We start from the raw sequence: 10391 nt of genomic DNA on the forward strand, positions 1-10391 counted from the left end.
AGAAGGGACTATAAGTGTTACAATACCAACAGCTCTAGCTTTTACAGTTAATAATAAAGGGGTAGTTAAAGGTACAAGTTTAGATATTAAAAACAATGGTACAGCAGATGTAGAAATATATGCATATCAGTTTGTTGATGGAAATGGTGCAACTGGTATAGAAGTGATTAAAGATAGAACAGATATAGGCACTAAAAAAACAAATAAGGTTGTTTTAAATCTTGAAGGAAACGCAGGTACTGCTGGTCTTGTATCAAGTAAAAATGGAAATGGAATATATGACGCAACAAATCCTTTGCAACAGGATTTGGTAACTAGTGATGGGGTTAAAATAGCTAGTTTAGGTAAAATAGGAGGGCAAAATACAAGTACAACAATAAATTTAACAGGAATTGCTGGGGGAGATGCAGATGATACAACTGCTATCACAGAACAATTTACCTTAAAATTAAGAGTAAAAAAAGCAGTGGATTAATTATGTTTAAATTGTTGTTTAAAAAGTAAATAAAAATATAAAATTTAAGAAATTATAAAAATAATTAGTGAAGATGTATTTGCTTACTTAGAGTTTAAGAATTTAAAATGAAAAGAATTAAAAGAAAAATCGACTTAACATTATTGGGGAGTCGATTTTTGCGCTTTGTGTTTAGAATTAGCGTATAAAAGTTAAAATTTGCGAATTTAGATTTTAAAATAATTAAAAATGTGATAAAATTTTAAGTAGTATAATTTTATAGTGACATAAATTATAAAAAAATAGTAATTTATGGGGATGTGGATATGAAAAGAGAAAAAATAATATGCAAATTAAAAGAAAACTATAAATATAAAAAGAAATATTGGGCTATAAGTGGAATTGTAGTTTTTTCAGCTATTTTTTGCATAACAGTGGTGAAACCTCCTAAATTTATAAAGGATTCAAAACTATATATACAATCGCTTATAGATGGGGATCCTAATTATGAAAAATTAAAAGAAAAGGTTAGCCTTTATGTATACAAAAAGGAAATTAGCCTTAAGGAATTTGAAGAAGGAACTATTGTAAAGAAAGAAGATGAAGTAAAAGGTCCAATTACAGCTTCTGCTATTAAAAGTGGATTTGATAGCTTCACACCATCAGAAATTCCAAAAGATGATACAACTATAGAAACTTCCACTTACAGTAATAATACTTTAAACAATGGTAGTAGTTCTAATAATTACTATGTAGAAGAAAAGCCATCATCAAATAATAGCAATAATACTTCATCAAGTAATGATAATGAGAAAATTGAAAATAAGAAAGAAGAGTTTATTGATAAATCTTCTTTTGTAGGAAAAGATTTAATGATTTATGAAGGTGATAAATTTGATCCTTTAAAAAATCTCAAATTATCTGCTACTGATATTGATGGTAGTAATATAACTAATAAGATAGTTATTACGGAAAATACTGTTGACACATATAAACCAGGTTTATATACGGTAAAAGCTAATGTTCAATTAAGTGATAATACTAAGCTAGAAAAAGATTTTTTAGTTAGAGTTGAAACAACAGCGTTGGAATTAGCGGTGGTATCTTTAGAAACAGAATCTGATATAGTAAAAAAGAAAGAAGAAGTGAATATTGATTTTGATGTTAAATCATCTAAAGATTATATATATGTAGAAAAAGTTGTTGTTAATGGTAAAGAATATAATGCCACAAGAAAATTAACTAGAAGTTTATTTTCTAAATCAGACAAGTATTCAACAGTTGTACAAGCTCCTGAAATAGCAGGAATTAATAATCTAACATTGGAAACTATAATAATGTCAGATGGTACTGAAGTTGCAATAAATCAAAGTGTTCCCATAGAAGTTTTACCAGAAGAACCAATAGTTGATGATTTAGTGGTAGATGGAAATATTGAAGATGATAATATAAATATTGATGCTGAATTTACCATTAAAGATATAGACAATACTTTAGAGTCTGGAAAAGTTATATTATATGATGAAAATAATGAAATAATAAGAGAAGATTATGTAAAAACAAATGAATTAGTAAAGTTAAAGTATGATCTGCTAGAAGAAAAAGTATATACTTTAAGAGTTCTTAAATATACTAAGTCAAGACCAAGAGAAGCTGAATTAGTAAATGAAGTAATAGACTTAAGAAATGCAAAAGCGATGCTTGTAAATAACTATAATTTACTTTCTGTGATGAATGATGAATTAACAGATGGGGTAGTTGAAGAAGAAGGAGGAAATTCTTCAGGTGATGAAAGTATTGAAACTGAACAAGATATAATTACAAGTAGTGGGACATCAGATGCAAGTATAAGTACTGAAGGTAGAATTAAAAGCAATGCAGGAGAAACTCCAAGAAAAACAATAAGTGTAACTGTTCCTACAGCAGCGATGTTTACAGTTAATAAAGATGCTAAGTTTATAGGCATGAATATAAATATAACAAATAATGGAGAATTGCCAGTTGATATTATAGTGAATGATTTTATAGATGTTAATGGTAATTACGGCATAAAGCTTGTAACTGATGAAGTTGTAACACAAAGTAATGGCAATACAAGAACTATTGACACATTAACTTATAGAAGAAATGAAATTAATTTATCTATTAAAGGAAATGTTAAAAAAGTATATTTAGGTGATAGAAAAGTTTTAGGTTCTTTAGGTAGTGAAAATTTAATTAATGAATCACAAAAGAAAATTGCTAAAGTATTGGCTAACCAAACTGTAGGATTGGTTTTAGATGGAGAAGCTGGTACAGCAGAGCTAGAGAGAAATTCTCCAATCCAAGATAGATTTACTTTAATTTTAAAGATAAAAAAATCTACGGACTAATAAAAATTAATATATACATATAAGGAGAATTAATATAATTCTCCTTATATGTATATAGAATAATTTATCTTTTATAAAATATATAGAAGGGAAAGATAATTATATGAAATTTCAATTTAATAAAAAAAATATTAAATTTATTTTGATTTTTGGAGTATTTATTGGAATAGGTGTAATTGCAGGATTAAGTGTAAATATTTATAAAAATTATGGTAGCAATTCAAGTGGTGCCATAATTCAAGATGGTGTCATATCAGGATATACTGCATCTGAAATTGAAGAGATAATGCAAAGAAAAGCCGATGAATCAACTTTTTCCTTTGAGATTAACTCAAGACCGTTTTTCGAAAATGGAAAATCAGAAGGTAATATAAGAATATATAATCCACCTTTTAATAATTATTTAATAGATGTAGAAATTAAATTAGATTCCAATAACAAAACCATATTTAAAAGTGGTAAACTTAAACCTAATCAATATATAGAAAAAGCAAAATTGAGTAGAAATCTTAAAAAAGGTGAATATGAAGCAACGGCTACTATAAGTGCATATGATCCAACAACAGAAGAATTATTAGGAATATCTGCAGCTAAGATGGTAATAGCTGTGGAAAATTAATGAGTAGGGGGATATTAATGAAAAGAGCAATACTTTTAGCTTTAATGTTTGCATTAACTAATTTTTCAATGACAACACAAGGGTACTCACAAATTGATTCTATAAGAACTATTGCAGAAGGAGAAATAGACGCACCTCCATCTAGTGGCGGAGAATCAGCAGGAAATACACCTTCAACTGGTGATGGAAGTACTTCTGAAGGAGAAAATGATAGTGATACTACAAATCCAAATCAACCAATTGAGCCCATAAGACCAGGCACTTCTCCAGAGCCTGTTGATAAGGAAGTTGAGCTTGATGGTGCAATAGGACCATGGGAACCCGACAATAAGGATATGCCTAATTTTGATAATATTCAGGATGGAGATTTAATAGGAACTAAACCAAGTGATGATAAACTTTTTAAAATATCAGTGACAGTTCCATTAAATATGGATTTTATGATAGTAAATAGACTTGAAAATGGGGGGTCTTTTTACGGTAAGTTTGTGTCACCATATCATAGTATAACTAATAATGGGACATATCCATTAAATGTTTCCCTTAATAGCTTTACAAGAGTGAATGAAAGTAATAATTCTGCTAGTAGTGCAAGAACTGATAGTTCAACTAAAGATACTAAGTTATATATAAGGGAGCCGGAAGCAGGAAACAATAAAGTTGAAATGAGATTAAGCTTAAACTACGACAGACCACAACAAGGTACATATTTAAAAACAATAGATTTACATACTTTGAATAAAAATAGAACTTCTGAAGAAAATAAATTAGGTGAAATTGGTTCTAATGAAACTGCTAGAATATATTATAGAAGTGATTTATGGGAAACACCTAAAAGTGAAGGAATTGAAACTGATGTTGTTTCTAATTTTAGTTTAATATTATCTTTCTCTACTCAAAATGCAAATTCAGGTATAGGAAATGGAGCAGGTGGTAGTGCAGGCACAGGCTCTGAAGGAAATGCTTCAAGTACACCTTCTAGTGGAAATATAACTAGTGGTGGAAGTAATGAAGGTGCTGATTCAGGTTCAGGTTCTACTGGAAGTGGTGAAAATTCAGCACTACAAAATCCTAGTGAAAGTTAATATAAATTACAGATAAAGTTGGTGAGCAATTATGTAAAAGAAAAATAGCATTATTGCAATTGGAATTGTAGTAGGTATAGGTTTGATTGCATTTTTAGTTTCATTTACTAGCAGTAAATTTAATAATATCAGCAAATATAAATTATTAGAAGCTCCTGACAGTGGAAATGAAGAAGATTTAGAATTTTTAAAGTATAAAGTTACATTGAAAAATGGAACTTATATGGAATATGATCAAACAACAAATACTTATAATTGGTCATAAAAAAGGAGGTGCTAGTTTGAAAATTAATAAAAATATAATAATAGCTATATCTTTAATAGTTGTATTTATCTTGGGGGCATTTTTAATTATAAAAAGCACTAAAAATACAGAGGAAAGTAGATTTTTTACTGCTATAGAGCAACCTTTTACTATAGACACTATAAATGTTGTATTTAATATAAACCAAGATGGAGATCATCCGTTATTAAAAACTTATTATGAAAATAATTCTAATAAAACAATAACAAATATGACTTTACAAGTTAAGTATAAAAATACTGACACTGTTGAAGATATTAATATAAGTGGTTTAGTATCTTCAGGAGAAAAGTCAAAAGAAGTGTTAATAGTAGGACCAGATAGTAGATTAGTTGAAGATGTAGAAATACTAAAATATAAGATATCAATAGAAGATGGAGTTTATATGGAATATAATCCAATAACTAGTGAGTACAATTGGTCATAAAATATATTAAATTTTTTATATAATGAATATAAAATTTTCCGAAAAAATAGAGAAAAAAATTGAAATATGTTAAAAGTATAATAGATTTAAAGGTATTATAGTTAATAGTTTATTAGTTATAGTATTTTTAAATCTTTTTTATATGTTTGTAAGAATGAAGGGATGAAATAAAAAAATAAGCTACGCTTATTTAAAAGTATAATAAGTTAGTGAGAGAACTACTTAAAAGTATCAAGAATATGTGAAGTATTATAACTTTACATAATGGAAGGTAATGTAACAGTTTATAGAATGTTAGAAAACTTTTTAAAATATTAGATAAAAATTACAAAGTTTGGCATAATAGTTTTAGGAGATGGGACTTTTGAAATATTATTCAATAGGAGAATTTGCTAAAGCTATTGGAAAAACTACAAAAACTCTAAGAAATTGGGATAAAAATGGAAAGTTAAAATACAATAAAAAAGGTTTAAATCAGTTGATAGATATGATTACTAATTCAGAGGTTAATAAAATAGTGGTTCTTTACAAAGACAGATTAATTAGATTTGGATATGAGTTAATAGAAAATCTTTGTGAAAAATATGGAATTACTATTGAAATTATTGATAATACTGAAAAAACAGAAGAACAAGAATTAGTTGAAGATTTAATTCAAATAGTTACAGTATTTAGTTGCAGACTTCAAAGTAAAAAAGCAAACAAAGCTAAAAAAATAATTAAGGAGTTATTGGAAGATGATACTTGCAAAAAAGATTAGATTATATCCAACAGAAGAACAAGAACAAAAATTATGGCAATCTGTTGGTACCGCAAGATTTATCTATAACTGGACTTTAAATAGACAAGAAGAAAGTTATAAAAATGGTGGTAAATTTATCAAAGATAGTGATTTAAGAAAAGAGATTACTCGACTTAAAAAAGATAAATTATCATGGCTTAATGAAGTGTCCAATAATGTAGCAAAACAATCAGTAAAAGATTGTTGTAATGCTTATAAAAACTTCTTTAAAGGTTTAGTTGATAAACCTAAATTTAAAAATAGAAAGAAATCAAAACCATCTTTTTATAATGATACTTCTAAATTAAAAGCTAAAGAAAAATCAGTTTTAATTGAAAAAATAGGTTGGGTTAAAACTAAAGAACAATTACCTATGGATGTTAAATATACAAATCCAAGAATTAGCTATGATAATAAGTATTGGTATTTATCCGTAGGTATTGAAGAAGAAATGCCCGTAGTTCAATTAACTGGTGAAAGTTTGGGTATTGATGTTGGTATTAAAGATTTAGCTGTATGCAGTAATGGAATGACTTTCAAAAATATTAATAAATCTAAGGAAGTTAGAAGGTTAAAAAAATCTTTAAAAAGAAAACAAAGACAATGTTCAAGGAAATATGAAAAAAATAAAAAAGGAAAGGAGTATGTCAAAACTAAGAACATTGCAAAACTTGAAAATCAAATTAAACTTATTCACCGTAGATTATCTAATATAAGATTAAATTATATTCATCAAGTAACTAGAATGATAGTGAAAACCAAACCATCGAGAATAGTTATGGAAGATTTGAATATAAAAGGAATGATGAAAAATAAACATTTATCTAAAGCAATAGCAGAGCAATGTTTATATGATTTTAAATTAAAAATGAAGTATAAATGTGAGTTTTGTGGTATAGACTTTGTTGAAGCAGATAGATATTATCCATCATCAAAATTATGTAGTTGTTGTGGATCTATAAAAAAAGATTTAAAACTTAAAGATAGAATATATAAATGTTCATGTGGTTTAAATATAAATAGAGACTACAATGCAAGTATTAATCTTTCAAGATATAAATTAGCAATTTAATCACTTATAAGATATTGCTAATATATACCATGCGTTGTATGGAAATTTACGCCTTTGGAGTGTCATATCAAACTAAAGTAGTCTATGTTTATCAAGACAAAATAGGACACGTTGAATAAGGAATTAAACAAGCTTTATAAAGTTTTATAAAGTTTTGGCAACGGTGAAGTAGTGAAATAAAGAAAAAGACTTTTATATTTGATATGTGTAGCATTAATGACAATTGAATTTTTACCAAAACAATTAATAGCTAATGCTACATTAAACTCAAATTAAGTCAAAGAAATAGAAGAATCTGAAAATAAAGATATATAAAGTGAAAGTGAAGTTTCACCTATAGCCTTATACACTAGAGCTCAACCAATATCATTAACAGATATTGTTTTTACAGTAAAAGGTGTTAGATATAGTAATGGTAACGATGAAAGATTTAAAATTAAATTCGATATCAGTAAAAAGCTTATAAAAGTAACGTTAAAGGTGATGACAACAATTCATATGTTGAGGGAACTGCAAGCTTAGAAAGAGGTAAAAAGTTATTTAAAGTAACTAATACTGGATTAGAAGTAGTAACTAATGACGCTCCAACAATAACTATAGGTTCTGAAGCAGGATATACTGAAGTAACTGAAAATAATGAAACAGTTTGGAAAAAGACAATAAAAAGAGAAGATGATATAGATTTAGCAAAAGGGATAACAGTAAGTGATACTTTTGATCAAGATAATCATATTCCTTTATTATTAAATTATAGTGTTTTCAATAATATGAAGTTAGGTGAACAAACAGTTATATACACATTAACAGATAGTTGGGGAGCAAGAGTAACTAAGAAAGCTATAATTACAGTATAACCTAAGAATGATTTAGAGTAAGTTAAATTTAAGTTTTATTCTAAAGGTACTAATAATGAGTTGTTTAATATGACTATTGACTCTGTAAATCATAAAATAGAAGTTAATAGAGTATCAAGTAATAATCAAGCTATAAAAGGATATTCTGGAGCTGCTTTTAAAATTAAGATTATAGATAGTGTTGGAATTGAATTAGAAAAAATAAATATGTATGAAAGTTATTATGTAAGCTTATGGCTTCAAATCATAACAAGTTAAAGATTTCAGGAAATGTTATTAAAACAGATAGAGTGTCAGAAGATGATTATAGCAATGGAATAAATGTAGAACATTAACTATTCAAAAAGGTTTAGAAAGAAATGAACTAATATTTGGTGGTCGTAATATAAGTGAATAAGATCTTCCAGCTTTTAAATTAAAATTAGTTGAAGAAAACAATAAGCCTAAGATTAATTTTGAAGCTTTAATAAATGATCGAATTTCTTGCTACATCTAAAAGTAATTATGATTACTATGGAGTATAAATATTTAGAGATACTGAAAATACTGGAGTAAGAAATAGACTTGTTGAAGTTAAAGTTGGGGTACAGGATAATCCAAGTAATGAAAGTTTTAATATGAGAAATTTAGTAAGTCAAGATTTAGAGTATGGAGATAAAATTAAATTTTTACAAAAATGAGCTGTGCACTAATTATTTAGTGCGATATCCCTATAGATAATTCACCCTCCCTTCATAGATTGTGATATTAATATAAAGAGCATTTTTAATGCTAATCGTAAAGATAGCATTATACTTTTATTATTTTACACTAATATTTAAATTTTTGTAGCTTTTCGTCGCAATTTGTTTTATTCTGTAATTAATCATTACTAGTTTATTGACATAATTAATTTAAATATTTATAATTATTATTGCAGCACTTTACAATAAATTTGACTAGCTTTATTGCTATCGGTAAGATATTTAAATATATCTTCAGAGGTAGTAATATTTTTATCTAATTGCAGTGTTTTAAGCAATTTACTAAAAATAAATTCCTTAGAAATACACTCTGATAAATGATATTTCACTTCTTGTGGACTTTGAAATTTATACTTATAAAGATTGTTGCTGATAAATGGTAATAGTATTGTTAGGCTATAGGCTATACCTAGTAAATTAATTTACTTATTTATAGACTCCTTACTCTTTACTATATAATTTCTTAATGACCAAAAAGTTTTTTGTTGGTAGAAAATAGTTTCTATATTCCAACGTATTTTATGTATGTTATAGGTTGATTTCTCTACAGGTTTATCTTGTTTAGTTTCATCAATTGATATATTATCAAAACTATTAATTTCATTAGGATCGATAATACTAATGTATAATCTAACAGAAGTAAATTTAACTATATCTGTAGTAGTAATTGTTATATACACTGGCGTATCAATTAAGTTTACAGCTAACTTTATGTGAGTAACAAAGAATTTACAATCTTTTTTATATTTTAAATTATGATAGTCTATTCTTTTACCTCTTTTTCTAGGTCTACCACGTTTGTGAGTTTTTTCTATATTAAGATTAAACATAGCTGTATCGCTACGCAAAGCACCTATTATATTTATATTTTCAAATTTTTTAATTGAACTTATAAATGGTGCTTTAGTATACCAACTATCACAAGTAACAATTACTTGATATTCTGCTAAAGCATGGGTTATATCCATAACCATATCTGCTGCTACTTCTAATTTAGTTTTAGTTTTATCATAAAGTCTATATTGGATAGGAAGTTTTAGATAATTAATTTTAGTATTATGGGTTATTGGAATAGCTATAGCTAATGATATAAAACACTGGCCATTTAAATAAGATGATCTATTTTTACTTGTATGATCAAAAAGCTTTTCATAACAATCAAATTTTTCACCAAATTTAGCTTGAAGAGTATCATCTATTATTAAGTATATAGTTGTAGTTTTCTTTAAAGTATTTGGTATAAGACTAATTGCCACGTTAAGCGTAGCTATCGCTAATTGGGATATATTAAAGCTTTTTTTGTGCTAAGAAATAGTAAAATCTATTTAAGCAAGCATTCCAGTATTTCTTTATAAATTTATAGATCTAACTTCTTGAACATAAAGTAATGCAATAATAGTAATTTTAAAATTTTCAAAGCTTCTTTTATAAAAAATATCTTTATATTGAGATAAATATATTTCTAATGTTTTAATTATTGATTTATTGTTAATACTATTCATAAGGCCAAATACACTCCTGCTCTTGTTTGTATTTTGTTTTATGATTAGTTTTTGCAGGGGTTAAGTATTTGGCTCGTTTTATTTTATGGGATTTATTTTTAAATTACTTGTAAAGTGGTGTAATTAAAAATTAAGCTAATATATTATAGTATTTATTTTTAATGAAACAACCCCATTT

General features: G+C 26.6%; 11 protein-coding genes. 9 read left to right on the forward strand and 2 right to left on the reverse strand.

All coding sequences use genetic code 11. From position 1 onward, the window contains the following. The 9 genes from Q5O44_RS12440 to Q5O44_RS12480 form a co-directional block, all read left to right on the forward strand. On the forward strand, positions 1-475 hold a 475-nt coding region (locus Q5O44_RS12440), incomplete at its 5' end, for a hypothetical protein (protein WP_302638029.1). 305 nt (positions 476-780) lie between these two features. Then, complete coding sequence (locus Q5O44_RS12445) at positions 781-2826, forward strand: pullulanase (protein ID WP_022168762.1); 2046 nt, start codon at positions 781-783, stop codon at positions 2824-2826. A 103-nt stretch (positions 2827-2929) separates the two neighbouring features. Then, complete coding sequence (locus Q5O44_RS12450) at positions 2930-3445, forward strand: hypothetical protein (protein ID WP_022168763.1); 516 nt, start codon at positions 2930-2932, stop codon at positions 3443-3445. 17 nt (positions 3446-3462) lie between these two features. Beyond that, the gene (locus Q5O44_RS12455; protein WP_022168764.1) at positions 3463-4530 is read left to right on the forward strand and encodes a hypothetical protein; all 1068 of its coding nucleotides are present in this window, start codon (positions 3463-3465) and stop codon (positions 4528-4530) included. 82 nt (positions 4531-4612) lie between these two features. Continuing rightward, positions 4613-4795: a hypothetical protein gene (locus Q5O44_RS12460; RefSeq protein ID WP_022168765.1), complete on the forward strand. Its 183-nt coding sequence runs from the start codon at positions 4613-4615 to the stop codon at positions 4793-4795. A 16-nt stretch (positions 4796-4811) separates the two neighbouring features. Then, on the forward strand, positions 4812-5261 hold the full coding sequence (locus Q5O44_RS12465; RefSeq protein WP_302638032.1) for a hypothetical protein: 450 nt from the start codon (positions 4812-4814) through the stop codon (positions 5259-5261). A 364-nt stretch (positions 5262-5625) separates the two neighbouring features. Continuing rightward, a complete protein-coding gene (locus Q5O44_RS12470) occupies positions 5626-6021 on the forward strand; it encodes an IS607 family transposase (protein ID WP_022168767.1) in 396 nt (131 codons plus the stop codon). Continuing rightward, entirely contained in the window at positions 5999-7114 is a 1116-nt protein-coding gene (locus Q5O44_RS12475; RefSeq protein ID WP_022168768.1) for an RNA-guided endonuclease TnpB family protein, read from the forward strand. The genes Q5O44_RS12470 and Q5O44_RS12475 overlap by 23 nt, the downstream gene beginning before the upstream one ends. Before the next feature lie 923 nt (positions 7115-8037). Continuing rightward, positions 8038-8226, forward strand: a complete 189-nt coding sequence (locus Q5O44_RS12480) for a hypothetical protein (protein ID WP_022168769.1) — start codon at positions 8038-8040, stop codon at positions 8224-8226. A 907-nt stretch (positions 8227-9133) separates the two neighbouring features. On the opposite strand, the gene Q5O44_RS12485 is transcribed toward Q5O44_RS12480, so the two are convergent. Together Q5O44_RS12485 and Q5O44_RS12490 are read right to left on the reverse strand one after the other, a co-directional pair. Continuing rightward, the gene (locus tag Q5O44_RS12485; RefSeq protein ID WP_022168770.1) at positions 9134-9967 is read right to left on the reverse strand and encodes a transposase; all 834 of its coding nucleotides are present in this window, start codon (positions 9965-9967) and stop codon (positions 9134-9136) included. 93 nt (positions 9968-10060) lie between these two features. Further along, the gene (locus tag Q5O44_RS12490) at positions 10061-10213 is read right to left on the reverse strand and encodes a hypothetical protein (protein ID WP_022168771.1); all 153 of its coding nucleotides are present in this window, start codon (positions 10211-10213) and stop codon (positions 10061-10063) included. Positions 10214-10391 lie beyond the last annotated feature (178 nt).

It is taken from the genome of Clostridium sp. CAG:221, from assembly GCA_000435835.1.
In the GTDB taxonomy this organism is placed as follows: Bacteria; Bacillota; Clostridia; order Clostridiales; family Clostridiaceae; genus Clostridium.